The organism is Arthrobacter sp. MYb213 (genome assembly GCF_002979915.1).
Taxonomy (GTDB): Bacteria; Actinomycetota; Actinomycetes; order Actinomycetales; family Micrococcaceae; genus Glutamicibacter.
This window is the reverse complement of sequence record NZ_PCQA01000007.1, coordinates 31,100-47,804: the sequence shown is the minus strand read 5'-3', so window position 1 is coordinate 47,804 and position 16,705 is coordinate 31,100. Positions and strand designations below refer to the sequence as shown.

At 58.9% G+C, this 16,705-nt stretch carries 17 protein-coding genes; 15 read left to right on the top strand and 2 right to left on the bottom strand.

What is annotated here, in order from left to right:
* Window positions 1–236: 236 nt before the first annotated feature.
* The 4 genes from hflX to CQ011_RS15285 all read left to right on the top strand — a co-directional run bounded on the left by hflX (window position 237) and on the right by CQ011_RS15285 (window position 6,789).
* A complete protein-coding gene (gene hflX, locus CQ011_RS15300; RefSeq protein WP_181148155.1) occupies window positions 237–1,808 on the top strand; it encodes a GTPase HflX in 1,572 nt (523 codons plus the stop codon).
* Complete coding sequence (locus CQ011_RS15295; RefSeq protein ID WP_105678583.1) at window positions 1,801–3,798, top strand: ATP-dependent DNA helicase; 1,998 nt, start codon at window positions 1,801–1,803, stop codon at window positions 3,796–3,798. The genes hflX and CQ011_RS15295 overlap by 8 nt, the downstream gene beginning before the upstream one ends.
* A gap of 67 nt (window positions 3,799–3,865) precedes the next feature.
* Complete coding sequence (locus tag CQ011_RS15290) at window positions 3,866–5,581, top strand: HNH endonuclease signature motif containing protein (protein WP_181148154.1); 1,716 nt, start codon at window positions 3,866–3,868, stop codon at window positions 5,579–5,581.
* A gap of 89 nt (window positions 5,582–5,670) precedes the next feature.
* The gene (locus tag CQ011_RS15285) at window positions 5,671–6,789 is read left to right on the top strand and encodes a glycoside hydrolase family 76 protein (protein WP_105678581.1); all 1,119 of its coding nucleotides are present in this window, start codon (window positions 5,671–5,673) and stop codon (window positions 6,787–6,789) included.
* A gap of 88 nt (window positions 6,790–6,877) precedes the next feature.
* Here the strand turns inward: CQ011_RS15285 and lexA are convergent, their stop codons facing one another.
* Window positions 6,878–7,594 carry a transcriptional repressor LexA gene (gene lexA, locus CQ011_RS15280; protein ID WP_105678580.1) on the bottom strand — a complete coding sequence of 239 codons (717 nt, stop codon included), beginning with the start codon at window positions 7,592–7,594 and terminating at the stop codon, window positions 6,878–6,880.
* Between the two features lie 255 nt (window positions 7,595–7,849).
* Here lexA and CQ011_RS15275 point away from each other — a divergent pair, with 255 nt between their 5' ends.
* From CQ011_RS15275 to CQ011_RS15245, 8 genes are all read left to right on the top strand, one after another.
* A complete protein-coding gene (locus CQ011_RS15275; protein ID WP_105678579.1) occupies window positions 7,850–8,203 on the top strand; it encodes a LysM peptidoglycan-binding domain-containing protein in 354 nt (117 codons plus the stop codon).
* Between the two features lie 74 nt (window positions 8,204–8,277).
* On the top strand, window positions 8,278–9,384 hold the full coding sequence (locus CQ011_RS15270; protein WP_105678578.1) for a histidinol-phosphate transaminase: 1,107 nt from the start codon (window positions 8,278–8,280) through the stop codon (window positions 9,382–9,384).
* Window positions 9,385–9,409: 25 nt separating this feature from the next.
* Window positions 9,410–10,030 (top strand): imidazoleglycerol-phosphate dehydratase HisB, encoded by a 621-nt coding sequence (hisB, locus tag CQ011_RS15265; protein WP_096254480.1) that lies wholly within the window; start codon window positions 9,410–9,412, stop codon window positions 10,028–10,030.
* On the top strand, window positions 10,031–10,666 hold the full coding sequence (hisH, locus tag CQ011_RS15260; RefSeq protein ID WP_105678577.1) for an imidazole glycerol phosphate synthase subunit HisH: 636 nt from the start codon (window positions 10,031–10,033) through the stop codon (window positions 10,664–10,666). It begins immediately after the preceding gene.
* Window positions 10,667–10,819 carry a CG2302 family histidine operon protein gene (locus CQ011_RS17895; RefSeq protein ID WP_181148169.1) on the top strand — a complete coding sequence of 51 codons (153 nt, stop codon included), beginning with the start codon at window positions 10,667–10,669 and terminating at the stop codon, window positions 10,817–10,819.
* A 22-nt stretch (window positions 10,820–10,841) separates the two neighbouring features.
* Window positions 10,842–11,579, top strand: a complete 738-nt coding sequence (gene priA / locus CQ011_RS15255) for a bifunctional 1-(5-phosphoribosyl)-5-((5-phosphoribosylamino)methylideneamino)imidazole-4-carboxamide isomerase/phosphoribosylanthranilate isomerase PriA (RefSeq protein WP_105678576.1) — start codon at window positions 10,842–10,844, stop codon at window positions 11,577–11,579.
* Window positions 11,580–11,810: 231 nt separating this feature from the next.
* Window positions 11,811–12,692 carry an SseB family protein gene (locus CQ011_RS15250; RefSeq protein ID WP_105678575.1) on the top strand — a complete coding sequence of 294 codons (882 nt, stop codon included), beginning with the start codon at window positions 11,811–11,813 and terminating at the stop codon, window positions 12,690–12,692.
* A gap of 21 nt (window positions 12,693–12,713) precedes the next feature.
* A complete protein-coding gene (locus CQ011_RS15245) occupies window positions 12,714–14,051 on the top strand; it encodes an MFS transporter (protein WP_105678574.1) in 1,338 nt (445 codons plus the stop codon).
* Between the two features lie 141 nt (window positions 14,052–14,192).
* Here CQ011_RS15245 and CQ011_RS15240 read toward each other — a convergent pair whose 3' ends face one another.
* The gene (locus tag CQ011_RS15240; protein ID WP_105678573.1) at window positions 14,193–14,558 is read right to left on the bottom strand and encodes a DUF1844 domain-containing protein; all 366 of its coding nucleotides are present in this window, start codon (window positions 14,556–14,558) and stop codon (window positions 14,193–14,195) included.
* 327 nt (window positions 14,559–14,885) lie between these two features.
* On the opposite strand from CQ011_RS15240, the gene infC reads away from it, so the two are divergent.
* From infC to rplT, 3 genes are all read left to right on the top strand, one after another.
* A complete protein-coding gene (infC, locus tag CQ011_RS15235) occupies window positions 14,886–15,545 on the top strand; it encodes a translation initiation factor IF-3 (protein ID WP_502692891.1) in 660 nt (219 codons plus the stop codon).
* Between the two features lie 169 nt (window positions 15,546–15,714).
* Window positions 15,715–15,909: a 50S ribosomal protein L35 gene (gene rpmI, locus CQ011_RS15230; RefSeq protein WP_096254473.1), complete on the top strand. Its 195-nt coding sequence runs from the start codon at window positions 15,715–15,717 to the stop codon at window positions 15,907–15,909.
* Window positions 15,910–16,012: 103 nt separating this feature from the next.
* Window positions 16,013–16,675, top strand: coding sequence for a 50S ribosomal protein L20, sunset domain variant (rplT, locus tag CQ011_RS15225; RefSeq protein ID WP_105678572.1), 663 nt, complete (start codon window positions 16,013–16,015; stop codon window positions 16,673–16,675).
* Window positions 16,676–16,705 lie beyond the last annotated feature (30 nt).

Below are 16,705 nucleotides of genomic sequence, written 5' to 3'. Positions count from 1 at the left end.
TCGGGGAACTTTAAGCCCGCAGACGGCAAAGTCTTTTGCTATTTCTAGGCTCAACGCACCGCCCGGTGTATCCTCGCCATCTCCCGGTAACCAGCACTTCATCTGAACATCGACGGCTTTTTGCCCTCAATCTAAGGACCGGTATGAGCGAACACCCACCGACATCCAACCGCGCCACCTCGCAAAGTGGGGGTACACCGCACTATTCTGTATTAAGAAGTTCTTCTAAGGAGACCATGACTAACTCCGAGTCACCGCAGCAACAGCCAGCATCCATGGACGATGCCCAAATTCAGGCCGCCATCGATCGCATCATTGCGGCCGACGACGCCCAAGCGCCGGCGGTATTCCACGCCGAGCAGCCCGCAGATGACGGTATCTTCTCCGGGCAGGCTCCCGCGTTGAACCGTTTTTCAACCGAGCATTCATCCTTCGACGGGGACCAAGAGGACCTAGCCGAGCGCCGTGCACTACGCCGCGTGGCCGGTCTGTCCACCGAGCTGGAAGATGTCACCGAGGTCGAATACCGCCAGTTACGTCTGGAACGTGTGGTGCTCGCCGGGGTGTGGACCTCCGGCACCATCACCGACGCCGAAAACTCATTACGTGAGCTGGCGGCACTGGCGGAAACCGCGGGCTCAGAGGTGCTCGACGGCGTTGTACAGCGACGCAGTAAACCAGATTCCTCCACCTACCTCGGTTCGGGCAAGGCCATCGAGCTGCGCGATATCGTCGCCTCCACCGGCGCTGATACCGTGGTCGTTGACGCGGAACTTGCGCCCTCGCAGCGTCGCGCCTTAGAAGACGTAGTGAAGGTGAAGGTCATCGACCGCACCGCGCTAATTCTGGATATTTTCGCTCAGCACGCTGCCAGCCGTGAGGGTAAGGCCCAGGTCGAGCTGGCACAGCTTGAATACCTGTTGCCGCGCCTGCGTGGTTGGGGCGAGTCGATGTCCCGGCAGGCCGGTGGCCGAGTAGGTGCCGCCGGTGGCGGTATCGGTTCGCGTGGCCCGGGTGAAACGAAGATTGAAATGGACCGCCGACGCATTCGCGATCGGATGGCCAAGCTACGCCGCGAAATTAAGGCGATGAAACCGGCCCGTGAGGCCAAGCGTGCAAACCGTAAGCGTAATCAGGTCCCCGCGGTAGCCATCGCCGGGTACACCAACGCTGGCAAGTCCTCGCTGCTCAACCGGCTGACCAACGCCGGGGTGCTGGTGGAGAACGCATTGTTCGCCACCTTGGATCCCACCGTGCGGCAGTCGCAAACCTCCGACGGGCTGACCTACACGCTGGCCGACACCGTCGGTTTCGTCTCCAACTTGCCCACCCAACTGGTCGAGGCCTTCCGCTCGACGCTGGAAGAAATCGCCGATTCGGACCTGATCCTGCACATCGTCGACGCCTCCCACCCAGACCCCGAGGGGCAGATTCACGCGGTACGCCATGTATTTGGCGAGGTCGACGCGCTGAACATTCCGGAAATCATCGTGCTCAATAAGGCAGACGTCGCCGATCCGATGGTCATCGAGCGAATCCGCAACCGCGAATCAAACACCGCGGTCGTCTCCGCACGCACCGGCGCCGGCATCACCGAACTGCTGGAACTGGTCCGCACCTCGATCCCACGCCCGACGGTGCAACTTGAAATTATGTTGCCCTACAACCGTGGAGATCTGATCGCCAAGCTGCATCAGAGCGAATCGGAAATACTGGAAAACGAGCACACAGAACACGGAACACGGATGATCGTGAAGGTTCGCGAATCTCTGGCAGTTCAATTGGAGCCTTTCAACCTACATGGATAAGCAAGCGCAGGTCTTGGACCTTCTCGAAACCGCGGTGACCTCAATGGGAGGTTCGATGCGTACCGGCCAGCAGGAAATGGTCAAGCACGTAGTCGAAGCCCTCGAAGAGGAAACGCATCTGTTGGTCCAAGCCGGCACCGGCACCGGTAAATCAATGGGCTACCTGATCCCGGCGCTCGCGCACGCTCAAACCAGTGCCAAACCGGTGATCGTCTCCACCGCAACACTGGCCTTGCAGTCGCAAATCGTCGGGCGCGACGTGCCACGGCTGCTCGAATCGCTGAAGGGCAAACTGTCGCGTCCGATGGATGTGGCACTGCTCAAGGGACGATCCAACTACCTGTGCCAGTACAAGCTCGGCGGGGGCTACCCGGACGATAACGAGGGCACCCTGTTTGAAATGGATGCCCCGGCGGCTCCGGCCGGACAGATGTTCTCCCCGCTGGCCGCCGAGGTACTGAAACTGCGCGATTGGGCGGATAAAACCGACACCGGTGACCGCGACGAGCTGATCCCCGGGGTTAGCGATAAGGCCTGGAAACAGGTCTCGGTGTCCGCCATGGAATGTTTGGGCTCGCAAAAATGTCCGATGGCCGACGAGTGCTTCTCCGAAATGGCTCGTGCCCGTGCCTCCGAGGCGGACGTGGTCATCACCAACCACGCGCTGCTTGCGGTCTCCGCCTTTGAGGGCCTTTCAGTCTTGCCGGACTTTGAGGTCGCGATCATCGATGAGGCCCACGAACTGCAAGACCGGGTGACCTCCTCGGTTTCCGGGGCGTTGTCGGCGCGCACCGTGCTCACCGCTGCCGGTGGTGCCAAAAGGCACTGCGGTGTCAACGTTGATGAACTGACCAAGGCCACGGCAAGACTGGAAAAGTCGCTGACCGGCGTGCCCACCGGGCTGCTCGAACAGGGACTGCGCGAAGATATGGGCATCGCGCTGAACGATATCGTCGAACAGGCCCGGCTGGTGTTGGCTCTGTCCAAACCGGAAGCCAACGCCCCGGCCGACGGTGGCCGGCAGACCGCCCGCTCACAAATGCAGGCAATTATGGACGACGCGATCCGCATGCTCGAAGCCGAGGAACGTCGTGAGGTGCTCTACACCTCTCGACCACGCGAATTTGTGGAGGGTCGCGGCTATGTGGAGACCGACGATTCCCAGCCGGCAACGCTGAACGTGGCACCGCTATCGGTAGCCGGCAAACTTCGCGAGGGCCTCTTTGATGGACGCACCGTCGTGCTTACCAGCGCGACCTTGGCTATTGGCTCACAATTTGATGCGGTGGCAGGCTCGCTTGGACTGATGGGCCAAGGAGCCCCAAGCTGGACCGGCATCGACGTGGGAAGCCCGTTCGACTACCCGAAACAGGGCATTCTTTATGTGGCCAAGCACCTGCCCAAGCCCGGGCGCCAGTTGGCAGCCGAAACGCTGGACGAGATCGAGGAATTGATCAGCGCCTCCGGTGGTGGGGCGCTGGCCCTATTCACCTCCAAGCGCTCGGCGGAGGAAGCCGCCGCGATCCTGCGCGAAAAGCTTGACGTCAAAATCCTTTGTCAGGGCGATGCGAGCATGAAATCCTTGGTCGCAGACTTCTCCGCCGAACGCGACACCTGCCTCTTTGGCACGATGACGCTCTGGCAGGGTGTGGACGTGCCCGGAGATTCCTGCCGCCTGGTGATCATCGATAAAATTCCTTTCCCGCGCCCGGACGATCCGATCTCCAAGGCTCGAACCGAGGATGTCGCCAAGCACGGTGGCAATGGCTTCATGCAGGTCTCCGCTACTCACGCCGCGATCCGCCTCGCCCAGGGCGCCGGCCGACTGATCCGTTCGGTGCAAGATAAAGGCGTTGTTGCGGTGCTTGATTCGCGCATGGCCACCGCACGGTATGGCAGCTTCCTGAAAAGCTCCTTGCCTCCCATGTGGCCGACCACCGACAAAAAGGTCATCACCGGGGTGCTCACGCGGCTAAAACCAGAGGCATAACCGGCCTTATCCACAGCCTGCGCCCGATCCGCGCACCCCAGCGCACCCCGGGCGCAAGATGGTGGGTATGGAAGAACTTACCAGCACCCAGTCGCACCTGTTGGCGATGGCCCACGCCATCACCGCGCTGGATGCTGCCGGTTCCCAGTTCACCTCCGACGCTCTCGCTCCGGGGCACGCCGCCTATTTCGCCTGGTTGACCGAGCGCCTCACTCAGACGCTCTCGCGTTTGCAAATTCAGGCCGCCGACGCCCTGCAACGCAGCGGTAGTCACCAGTTGGACACCGAATCATTGGACGCGCTGGTAGAGGCTGGCACAGATCCCAGCGATGAACAGCTCATCGCATTACACGGGCACTGCACGTTGGGCCGGGCCTCTTATAAAGACGCGGCCGATCTGCACAGCGGCTGGCTGGGCATCCCGCACGGCGCGGCGGTTGCTCGGCTAAATGCCGCCGGATCACTGATCGCCGCGGTCACCGAGTCAGGGCAACGCACCGAACCTAACTGCCCCCAACTGGCCGACAAATTTACCGACCAGAGCACCGATCCGCGTCCGCTGATCAGTGCGGCTCATGCGATTCGTAAAGCCACCCCCGATCTATCCACGCCGCAGGCTCGCCACGAACTGGAAATGCAGGCGCTGGAACTGATCAAGGCGGAGGACTCCGCCAGTGCAAGCAAGCACCTCAACGCGTTGATCACCGAGCACATTCAAGCCCAACGTCCGGCCGCGGCCCTCTTCGCCGAAGCCGGCCTGTTCCCGCGCGGCATGCAGCGCGGCTTGATGGTTTACCTGCTCAAGGTTTTCCCACACGAAGCAGAAGTCATCGAATCATTGCGGGCCAAAACGAATAACCCCAACACCATCGCCGGGAACCGAGTGCTTCTAAACGAGCTGACGCAGGCAAATTACGCGGCCGCAAACCAGCCAGGCGTTAGCCCCACAGAGCCAATAGATTCCGCCGAGCCAGCAGATTCCACTCAGGCTGCGGTGGACACTGAGTCCGATGAACCTTCCAACGCAGCGCCTGAGCCACCTCGCGCACCGCGTATCCCGAAAGAATGGGACGACGCACCGACGATGCCGCAATGGGCTCGCGAAGCCCAGGCCACGGAGCCAGACGCACCTGAAACACCGCAGCCGTGCACCGATCCTGTTGCGGAAACTCCTGCGCTACCTCCTTTCGAAGACCTCTCCCCGGCACTACGCCACATGACCGCATTGCTGGCAGTCTTGCGCGCCAACCGTGTGGGCGGCAAAGATCCGGGCGCTGCATTAGTCGCCCCACAGGTCATCGTGCACCTGAACTACGAAAAAATGCTTGCCGGTGCGCCAAGTTTTGCCACCACAGAAAACGGTTTGCCGCTTACCGCTGCCGCGGCCCGCACCCTGATGTGCAATGCCGGAATTTATCCCGTGGTACTCAACGGTAAGAGTCAACCGCTGGATATCGGACGATCCAAACGGCTCTTCCCACCACATATGAAACGGGCATTGGCCGCGCGAGACCGCGGCTGCATCTATCCGGGCTGCCATATGCCAGCCAGCCGTTGCGAAGCGGATCACGTCGATCCGTGGGAGGAAGGCGGCGAAACGCGCGTGGACCGCGGGGCACTGCTCTGCCCAATGCACCATCATGCCCGGCACGCAGGACTATTTAGCCTGATCGTCGCCGACGGAAAACCCCCGGCGGTGCTCCTGCCCAAATTTTTGGACCCCGATCAACAACCGCGACGCAACACCCACTGGTTCTCGGCAGCCGAGGTGCTCGCCGCCTAATCGGTTGCGCCTAAACTGTGCTCGATGCACCGGTGAATTCGGACTACGCTGGTACCCAGTCACGGAATTTCGACAGCTGGGAGCGGTCCATGAGCACAGCGCATGATCCAATGCACGATCCTCACGCAGACTCGCCATCGGCTGCGCGCGAGATTACCGATGCCGAACACTGGAACCGACTGGCCTTGTCGGCCGAAACCGACTTACATGAACGTTTTGGGCATCGGCTGATGGGGATACCCGGTACCTGGATCGGAGCGTTACGCGCACTGCCTGATCAACCACTACCCAATTCAGGCGCCCGGCCCTGGTCCGAATGGCATTATTGGTGGCAGGCGCACTATCTGGATGCGATCATCGATGCGGCATTCAGCGCGTTGCAAGCGGGGGAGCGCAGCAAGGCACAGGCGGAATGGAAGCGCGCTAAACAGTTGCTGCGAGGCGTCCTGATCCGCAACTTCGCAAGCTTCCCCAATTACTTCTACGACGATATGGCCTGGTTACTTCTCGCAGCGACCCGGCTGAATGAGCTGAGTCTGCAACTTTCGGCACGCCCTGCACTGTTATCCACCCTCGCCATGCGGGCATTGGGCCGCCAACTGGTACTCGGCCAGGACGATAAACTCGGTGGCGGACTTTACTGGTCGCGTAAACGAGACTTTAAAAATACGCCTTCCAACGGTCCGGCAGCCTTGTACTTTGCACGCATTAACGATGGTCAGAGTAGCAAGCTGCTCTTGGACTGGATGCGCCACAATCTGCACGATGAACGCACCGGGCTCTACCTTGATGGAATCCGGCTAACCGCCAGCGGCCCACAACTCGAAAACGCGATCTATACCTACAATCAGGGCACGGTGCTCGGCGCGCTCTTGGCCAGTGGAAGCGCCGAACATCTAGCTCAGGCACAATCACTTATTGAGTCGATCAACGTGCAACTGTGCGACGACGATCAGGGCACCGGGTTACGTCTGGACACCGGTGGTGATGGGGATCTGTTCACCGGAATTCTTTGTCGCTACCTTGCTCTGGCCGCACTTGATCCGAGGCTTCCCGCAGCGAGCCAGCGCATTGCTGCGCGACTAATTTGCCTCACGGCGGCTCATCTTGCCGACAGGACTGAAACGCAGCTCTCCGCGGCGATCCAACGGTGGACGATCCTGCAGGCGGCTCAACGTGTGTGCCATACCGGCACGCAGCGCGACTAGACAGGCATGAAAAAGCCACCGCCCACGCACTTCTAACTGGTGCGTGGACGGTGGCTGACTACTTTAAAAAAGTTTCAACTTACCCGGATTAGAGCGAACGCATGACCGAAACAACGCGACCCATGACGGTGGCTGCGTCACCAAGGATCGGCTCGTAACGGGAGTTCTGTGGAAGTAACCAGGTGTGTCCATCGCGCTGCCGGAAAGTCTTCACCGTGGCTTCTTCATCTAGCAAGGCTGCGACGATATCGCCGTTTTCGGCGGTCTGTTGGCGACGCACAACCACCCAGTCACCGTCGCAAATTGCGGCGTCCACCATTGAATCACCCGAGACCTTGAGCATGAATAGTTCGCCGTGTCCCACTAATTGACGGGGTAGCGAGAACACATCTTCGACGGTCTGTTCGGCCAAGATTGGTCCGCCGGCGGCGATCCGTCCGACCAGCGGCACCATGGTGGTGTCGGCCGAGCTGCTTAGCTCGATCACCTTGGCATCTTCTACCGGCTCCGGTGTGCCCGAGCTTTCCTCGGTAGGTTCGCCATCTTCGGCCAGCTGCAAGGGGAGCAGGATTTCCATGGCGCGTGGACGACGGGGGTCGCGGCGGATGTATCCGAGTTTTTCCAGCTGCCCGAGTTGGTGGGTCACGCTAGAGAGGCTCTTCAGTCCTACAGAGTCGCCAATCTCACGCATCGACGGCGGGTAACCGTTTCGACCGATGGAGCGTTGGATGGTTTCGAGGATTTTTTTCTGACGTATGGTCAGCGATCGGGCATTTGACCGGGGAGTGCGCTGTGATGCTGACATGTGGTTTTGCCTTCCCTTGCATTCGGTCCTCAGTTCTAACCTTCAAACTGTCGGTGCCCAATGTTGTGATGTATTTACTGATCTTCTACTTCGAAATCTTAGTTGATTTTCTCGCTTCTTTCAAAGATTTGTTCGAAAGAGTCTGGACAAGTTCGATCAGAGTCTGTTAGAAAAGATGTACTAGTATCGAACAAGTGTTCGAAGTTAGTATTCGAAGATCAGTTCGCATCATCAAAACCGTTGAGGAGAAATGTCATGACTACGCTCACACTCGTACCGCAGCAAGACAAAGCACCGCTGAAGATCCGCATCAATCGTCGTGGATGGGCTGTCCTAGTGGGCATCCCGGTCTTCTTGTTGACGATCGCCGCGGCGTTCGTCTTCACGATGTTCACCTCCAGCGCCAACGCATCTACTGACCTCCCCGCCGGTCTGGAAACCGTAGAAGTCACGGTCATTCCAGGCGACACGCTATGGAGCCTGGCCAGTGAATATGCGCAGGGCTATGAGGTTAACGCCGCAATGAACCATATCGAAGAGCTGAACGCGATCGATACCGGCATGCTTTACGCGGGGGACACCATCAACATTCCGGTCCTCGCGAACTAGGTATTAGCTCACCATTGTTACCTGCTCTTGTCGTGGATTCACCACGCAGAGCAACTCACCATTAGAATTAATGCGTGAATGACCGTAGTGAACTTCTGAGTCAGCTGCCTTTGCGTGAGAACCTCCGCGGGCTTTCCCCATATGGTGCGCCACAAATCGACGTTCCCATTCAGCTGAACGTCAACGAAAACACGCATCCGCTGCCAACGAGCGTAGTCGAGGCCATCGCCCAAGAAGTCGCCAAGGCGGCCGCTACCCTCAACCGCTACCCAGATCGTGAATTTACCGAACTGCGTGAACTGCTCGCCGACTACCTGGGCCACAACCTAGATCGCGAGAACATCTGGGCAGCCAACGGCTCTAACGAAATTCTCCAGCAAATCCTGCAAGCCTTTGGCGGACCCGGGCGCAGTCTGCTCAGCTTTGTCCCCACATATTCGATGTACCCGTTGCTAGCCAGCGGAACCGATACTCAATTTATCGCTGGCACCCGCGCCGAGGACTTCACCCTCAGCGCCGAATCCGCCGCCGCACAGGTTCGCACCCACCGGCCACACGTGATCTTCCTGTGCTCCCCGAACAATCCCACCGGCACAGCGCTGGGACTAGACGTGATCGAAGCGGTCTACGAGGCAGCCAGTGAAACAAACGCTATCGTCGTGGTTGATGAAGCCTACGCCGAGTTCTCGTTGGCAAACACCAAATCGGCACTGACCCTACTTGAGGGCCGTCAGCGACTGATCATCTCGCGCACGATGTCCAAGGCCTTCGGATTGGCCGGAGCCCGAGTCGGCTACCTAGCCGCAGCTCCCGAGGTGACCGACGCAATTCGTCTGGTGCGTTTGCCCTACCACCTGTCTGCGGTGACCCAAGCGACTGCCATCGCCGCGTTAAAGAACATCGACCTACTACTGGCCCAAGTTGAAGAGATCAAAACCCAGCGCGATCGCATCGTCACGAGGTTGACCGAGCTCGGGTTGAAGCCTTCGGTCTCGGATTCGAATTTTGTCTTCTTCGGCGGGTTGGAAGATCCACACACTATCTGGCAAGGTTTGCTGGATGCCGGCATCATCGTCCGCGACAATGGAATCAAGGGCACGCTGCGCGTCACCGCCGGCACCGAATCCGAAACCACCGCCTTCTTAGAGCACCTAGCCACGTTGCTGGGCGCGCAGAAATAGCACTTACACACAAGCGAAGGAAGACATGTCTGCCGAATTGATTGGCGCTCGTCGCGCCCGTATGGAACGCGTGACCAGCGAATCATCAGTTTTTGTCGAGCTGGATCTGGATGGGACCGGTACCTCGGAGATCAGCACGTCCGTGCCGTTCTACGACCATATGCTCACCGCGCTCTCCAAGCATTCGCTGATTGACCTGACGGTGCGTGCCACCGGTGACATCCACATCGACGTGCACCACACGGTTGAGGACGTGGCGATCACCATCGGCGAGGTACTGCGTGTTGCCTTGGGGAACAAGGCAGGCATTCGCCGCTTTGGTACCTCATATGCACCACTAGACGAGGCGCTGGCCCGTTCGGTGGTCGACGTATCAGGCCGCCCATACCTGGTGCACGGTGGCGAGCCAGCAGGACAGGAATACCACCTGATCGGTGGGCACTTCACCGGTTCGATGACGCGCCACGTCTTTGAGGCGATCACCTTCCACGCACAGATCTGCGCGCACATCGAGGTGCTTTCGGGCCGCGACCCGCACCATATCGTCGAAGCGCAGTTCAAGTCTTTCGCCCGTGCCTTGCGTGAAGCAGTCGAGCCAGACGCACGCATGGGTGACAAAATCCCATCCACGAAGGGTGCCCTGTAAGTGGCGAAGAAAAAGGTAGTTGTCCTGGACTACGGTTCCGGAAATGTCCGATCGGCAGTGCGCGCGTTGGAAGCTGCGGGAGCAGAAGTTGAGCTGACCGCCGATGCTACAGCCATCCTCGACGCCGACGGCTTGGTCGTTCCCGGAGTGGGCGCTTACGCATCGGTAATGGAACAACTAACCAATACCGGCGCACTGCGATGGATCGGCCGACGCATCGCAGGCGGCAAACCTGTACTTGGCATCTGCGTAGGACACCAGGTGTTCTTCGAGCAGGGTGTTGAACACGGGGTAGAAACCGAAGGCATTGGCGAATGGCCCGGTGTCGTCGAGCGTTTACAAGCCGAGGTAATCCCGCATATGGGTTGGAATACCGTGCGCCCACCAGAAAATTCGAAACTTTTTGCCGGCATCGAAAATGAACGGTTCTATTTTGTGCACTCCTACGCGGTGCAGAAGTGGGAATTTGATGTCACCCAGCCGGCGATGACCCCGCCACAGGTGACCTGGTCTACTCACGGAACCGACTTTGTCGCCGCGGTGGAAAATGGTCCACTCTCGGCAGTGCAGTTCCACCCGGAGAAATCCGGCGACGCGGGCGCAAAGTTGCTGCGTAACTGGTTGGAGACGCTCTAAGTGATTTGGGCAATTCTCCTGATGGCCCTCGGAGCCTTTCTGGCTGGCGGCGCGATTTCGCTACAACGTCAGAAGGCACACCTGTCCTGGATCATCGCATTATGGGCCTTAGCCGCCGCGGCAGTTGTCGCCGGTTGGGTCCGAACACTCTAGACATTAGTGATAGAAGGAAATTATGAGCGAGCTACCTATTCTTGAACTGCTTCCGGCGGTAGATATTGCCGACGGTCAGGCCGTGCGCCTGGTCCAGGGCGAAGCCGGATCGGAAACCGGATACGGCGACCCACTGGAAGCTGCCTTGTCCTGGCAGCGCGAAGGCGCCGAATGGCTGCACCTGGTGGACCTCGATGCAGCATTCGGCCGTGGCAACAACACCGATGTGGTCCAGCGTATCGCGCAAGAACTGAACATCAAGGTAGAGCTTTCCGGCGGCATCCGTGACGATGCCTCGCTGGAACGCGCGCTAGAATTCGGGGCGACCCGCGTGAACCTAGGCACCGCCGCACTGGAAAATCCAGAATGGACCGCTCGGGCGATCGAACGTTTCGGTGACAAGATTGCCGTCGGCATGGACGTTCGCGGAACCACCCTCTCTGGCCATGGCTGGACTAAAGATGGGGGCGATCTCTGGGACGTCCTGGCTCGTTTGGAAGACGCCGGCTGTGCCCGCTATGTGGTCACCGACGTGACCAAAGACGGAACACTGCGTGGCCCAAACGTTGAGCTGCTGCGTGAAATCTGCGCGAAGACCAGCAAGCCGGTCATTGCCTCCGGCGGTATCTCCTCGCTCGAAGACCTGCGTGTCCTGCGCGAATTGGTCTCCGAGGGAATCGAAGGCGCGATCATGGGCAAGGCCCTGTACGCAGGTCAGTTCACTCTCGCCCAAGCGCTAGACGTGGCCGGCCGCCGCTAAACACACAGCCATTGCAGGACCCGAGGCAGCGCCTAATGCTCCCTCGGGTCCTGCTTTTTTAATTCGACATCGATGTAAAAGGACAATCGGCAAAATCGGGGACCACCGAAACCACCAATGCTGGGGGAGTGCGACTTTATCGTCGCGTGTCACCGCCATGGGTGGCCAAGCTCATGGACGCAGCAAGCTTTGAGGTCTTTTCTATTTGCGCACGCCAGATAGCATTGTTTTATGAGCGCTTTGCACCCAGAATCAGAACCCACCCGACACCTGCCCGGCCACATTACAGCGGCCTTGGCACAAGCCGGTAATCACGCTGATTCTGCGGGCCAAAGCTGGGATGGGCGAGATCTCAGTGGCGAAGAAAATCCCCTGCACAAATTTGATAAGGACGATGGATCCGCCGACGCTGGAGTGGTCCAGGCCCTTGCCGGGCTGCGTGCTGGGACCGGGGACGAAGCGGGGGTACATCGCGCGCTGTCCCAGGCGCGGATTTTCGTAGCAGTGGTCGCGCAACTGGGTGAGGAAGCGATGACCGAGCACGGTTTCGCCGCGGACAAGGAAGCGGATATGGCCTTGGTGAAAATCAAGGCACCCGATGGCCGTATGGCCCTACCCGTGTTCACTACCGTCGAACGTCTGCAAGCCTGGCATGATCAGGCCCGACCGGTCGCGGTGTACGCCCCGCGTGCGGCCCTGTCCGCGGTCAGTGAGGAAGCCCAGCTATTAGTGCTCGATCCCGGCAGCGACTTCACTTTTGTGCTGCGCCGCCCGGGAATGTGGACGCTGGCTAAACAAATTGACTGGACTCCGAGTTATTTGAACGAGCAGGTGGCCAAGCTGGTCGAGGAAGCTACCGCCGGACACCAGAAATTACGGACGGTGAAGCTTGCTCCGGGTCGCGGAGTCGGTTCGCGTGACCAGCTAGGCGCCCCAGTTCTCGGTGGAGGCTCGGGTCCAGAACTGAATTTGCAGTTCGTGTTCGCCGCCGGAACCCCGGAGGACGAAGCTCGACAGATCACCCAGAGTATTCATGGGCTACTCGCCCAAAACCCAGAATTCGCCGAAGCGGTAGATTCAATCGAAGTGAGCTTGCACAGCGCACCAAACTAATAGAGAAGGAAAAGCCCGGGTATGAAACGGTATTGGCAGATTCTGCGGCAGCCGCAGATCTCATCGTTACTGGTCATCGGAATGATTGCTCGACTTCCGCATTCGGCGCTGAGTATGCTCTTGCTTTTGCACCTGGTCACCAACCTTGATCAGAGTTGGGTATCTGCCGGCCTAGTCACCGCTTTAATGACCCTGGGTATCGCCATTGGTGCACCGTGGCGTGGGGCCCGCGTTGATGCGTGGGGTCTGCGCCGGGCGCTGATCCCCTCGATCTTCGTGGAAACCCTCGTCTGGTGCACCGTGCCCCACGTTGCACTGGAATGGGTATACCCGCTGGCATTCATTGGCGGGCTATTTTCCTTACCGGTGTTCTCCGTAGTGCGCACGGCACTGGGCATCATGACCACCGGAGACCAACGCCGCACGGCTTTTGCGCTCGATGCCACCGGCACCGAGCTCGTCTTCATCGTCGGACCGGCCTCCGCAGGAATCGTCGCCACGCAGGTCAGCAGCACCATCGGACTGAGCGTCATAGGAATCACCGCCTCGCTCGCTGGCCTCGCGCTGATGATTTTAAACCCACCCACACGCAGTGATGATCCCAAAGCGGTCGCGATGCGCGCCAACGTGCATGAGGAACGCCTCGGCGCGGAAGCCAGCTTCATTGCAGCTGCACCGGTTGGCGTAGCCGAGGTGGAAGGCGAACTGATTACCGCCGGCTGGAAATCAGCGCGCGCCAGAATTAAGAGCCGAGGTCGAGCCTTTAAGGGTCGGTTTAACTGGATTAGCGCCTCGGTACTTGCGGTTTTCATCGCCGCTGGCGGTGCCGGAGCGCTGCTTACCGGCACCGAAGTGGGTATCGTCGCCGAGCTTGAAGCCCAGTCACGCTCGGGAGACCTAGGAATCGTATTCCTCTTCTGGTGCGGGTCCTCGCTCATTGGCGGGTTGCTTTATGGGGCGATGAATCGTTCGATCTCCCCGCTCATGCTGTTGCTGGCCATGGCCATACTTACCGTGCCCATGTACTTTGCCACCGACACCTGGTCCTTGGCCTTACTGTCGTTGGCCCCCGGATTCCTCTGCGCTCCAACTCTTTCGGCAGCCTCCGAATGGCTCACCGATCTGGTCGCAGAAAAACGCCGCGGCGAGGCGATGGGTTGGTATGGTTCGGCGATGACTACCGGCACCGCTCTCGGTTCACCGTTGACAGGCATCTTCGTTGACACGCTGGGTCCGGCAGAAGCCTTCATCGGTATCGGTGCCCTGGCGGTGTTCATCGTGATCATTGCGCTGATCGCCCAGCAGATTCGTCGCCGGGTGCGCCGCGCGCGTCGTCGCAGGTTGGAAGCCATCGGATAGCTCCGCGCTGCCTGATATTCGTGCCCCGCGCACTACTCGCTGGGTAATTTCACCCAATAAGTGAGCTAAAGAACAATGGACTCGCTTCCCATAGGGAAGCGAGTCCATGACGTTAATCTCTTAAATTTAGTGCAATAAACGCTAGTTAACTGGTCCGGTGTACTTTTCGCCCGGGCCCTTACCTGGCTCGTCGGGGATCAACGAGGCTTCGCGGAAGGCCAGCTGCAGGCTGCGTAGTCCATCGCGCAGTGGGGCCGCATGCTGCGAGCCAATCTCCGGTGCGCCGGCGGTGACTAGGCCAGCTAGTGCCGTAATTAGTTTACGAGCTTCATCAAGATCCTTCAGCTCATCGGCATCATCGCCCGCTGCTAGACCACATTTGACCGCTGCCGCGCTCATCAGGTGAACCGCGCCGGTGGTGATGATTTCTACTGCTGGAACTTCAGCGATGTCTCGCATCTGCTGCTCGACAGCTTCCTGCTGCGAGTTGGTGTCTTGAGTACTCATACTGCTAAGCTTGTCATAGACCGACTCAATACAGGTACTTGAGAGCGTCCGGTATCCGGATGATGTCCACAAGAGATCAGTGTTGAGCCATGCAAGTGGAGGCCAACTCCCACCCGCTGTAGCCGTTGAGGCTTCCGGGTCATTCGGCAGGATACCTCGCGGTATCCCGAAATAGTTTTGCGATGAGATTCGCTTAACTATTGTGTCGTCTATGTTTTGGCCTTCGCCTGCACCTCGCAGACGGAGGCCTTCTTTGTTTGCGAGTAAGTGACTTACGAAAATCAGGAGTGACACATCAGCGATCCACGCATTAATGAGCGCATTCGCGTGCCAGAGGTACGTCTCGTCGGACCCAATGGTGAGCAAGTAGGAATTGTCCGTATTGAGGACGCACTCCGTCTAGCTGTCGAGTCCGATCTGGACTTGGTTGAGGTCGCACCGACCGCCAAGCCTCCTGTATGCAAGCTGATGGACTTCGGCAAGTTTAAGTACGAAGCTGCAGTCAAGGCTCGTGAAGCTCGTAAGAACCAGACCAATACGATCCTGAAGGAAGTTCGCTTCCGTCTGAAGATCGACACTCACGACTACGAGACCAAGGTCGGCCACGCACTACGCTTCTTAGGCGCAGGCGACAAGGTCAAGGCCATGATCCAGTTCCGCGGTCGTGAACAGCAGCGTCCAGAAATGGGCATTCGCTTGCTCGAAAAATTTGCAGCAGACGTCGCCGAGGTAGGACTTGTAGAGTCCACGCCTCGCATCGATGGCCGAAACATGGTCATGGTGGTAGGTCCGCTGAAGAACAAGGCAGAAGCTCGCCGCGAACAGCAGCAGCAACAGCAGAAGTCCGGTGGCCGGGATAGCGCGAAGCGCAAGATCCGCACCGACGCCCCAGTAGAAACCGAGGGTCAGAACGTCGCAGCTGCGATGGACGACGATGCTCGTGCCAAGCTGGAGCAGGCTCGCAACGTAGCTGAAGACGAAGCTTAGCCCAAGTCTGTTGGGCCTTCGGGCCCGTCATCGGAAACGATGAAGGAGCTTCCTTGAGAAGTTCCAACTATCAAGAGAACAGCAGCGGTCACCTTGCCAAGAGGGTCCGCTTCGGATGATCCCCACAGATCTCACGATTTATGTGGAGCACGTTAGGAGAACGGCAGCTATGCCGAAGTTCAAGACTCACAGTGGCGCCAAGAAGCGCTTCAAGCTGACTGGTAGCGGCAAGCTCAAGCGCCAGCAGGCTAACCGTCGTCACTACCTGGAGCACAAGTCCTCGCGCGTTACTCGCCGCCTGGCTTCTGACCAGTTGGTCGCTAAGGCCGATGTTAAGACCATCAAGCGGATGTTGGGCATCTAAGCTCTCCCTTTTCGCAATTCGGGGAAGCACCACCCCAACAACCATAGATTTCGCTTTCATCGGGTAATCCCGGTGGGAGGAACTGACTTGAAGGAGTACACACGTGGCACGTGTGAAGCGGGCAGTAAACGCCCATAAGAAGCGTCGCGTCGTTCTGGAACGCGCAAAGGGTTACCGCGGTCAGCGTTCGCGCTTGTACCGTAAGGCCAAGGAGCAGTTGCTCCACTCGTACGTTTACAGCTTCAATGACCGTCGTAAGCGCAAGGGTGACTTCCGTCGCCTGTGGATCCAGCGTATCAACGCTGCATCCCGCGCTAACGGTCTGACCTACAACCGCTTGATCCAGGGCCTGAAGGCCGCTGAGGTCGAGGTTGACCGTCGTATGCTTTCCGAGCTTGCTGTTTCGGATTCGAACGCTTTCGCTACCTTGGTTAAGGTTGCTAAGGACGCTCTTCCAGCAGACGTCAACGCACCACGTAACGCTGAAGTTGCAGTTGCTCCAAAGGCAGCTAAGGCTCCAAAGGCTGCGAAGGCTGCTGCACCAGCTAAGTCCGTCGAAGGCGAAGGCGTAGTCAAGGCCGTTGAGGGCGAAGACGCACCAGAAGGCTTCGTCATCAAGGGCAACGCCGGTTCGAACAAGTACCACGTTCCAGGTTCGACCTGGTTCGAGCAGACCGAAGCCGAGTTCTGGTTCAACTCGACCGACGCTGCTAAGGCTGCAGGCTTCGAGCCAGCTGGTGGAGAATCCCGCCAGCAGATGAAGTAAATCTGTTTCTCCCTTTGAGCTAAGTCTCAG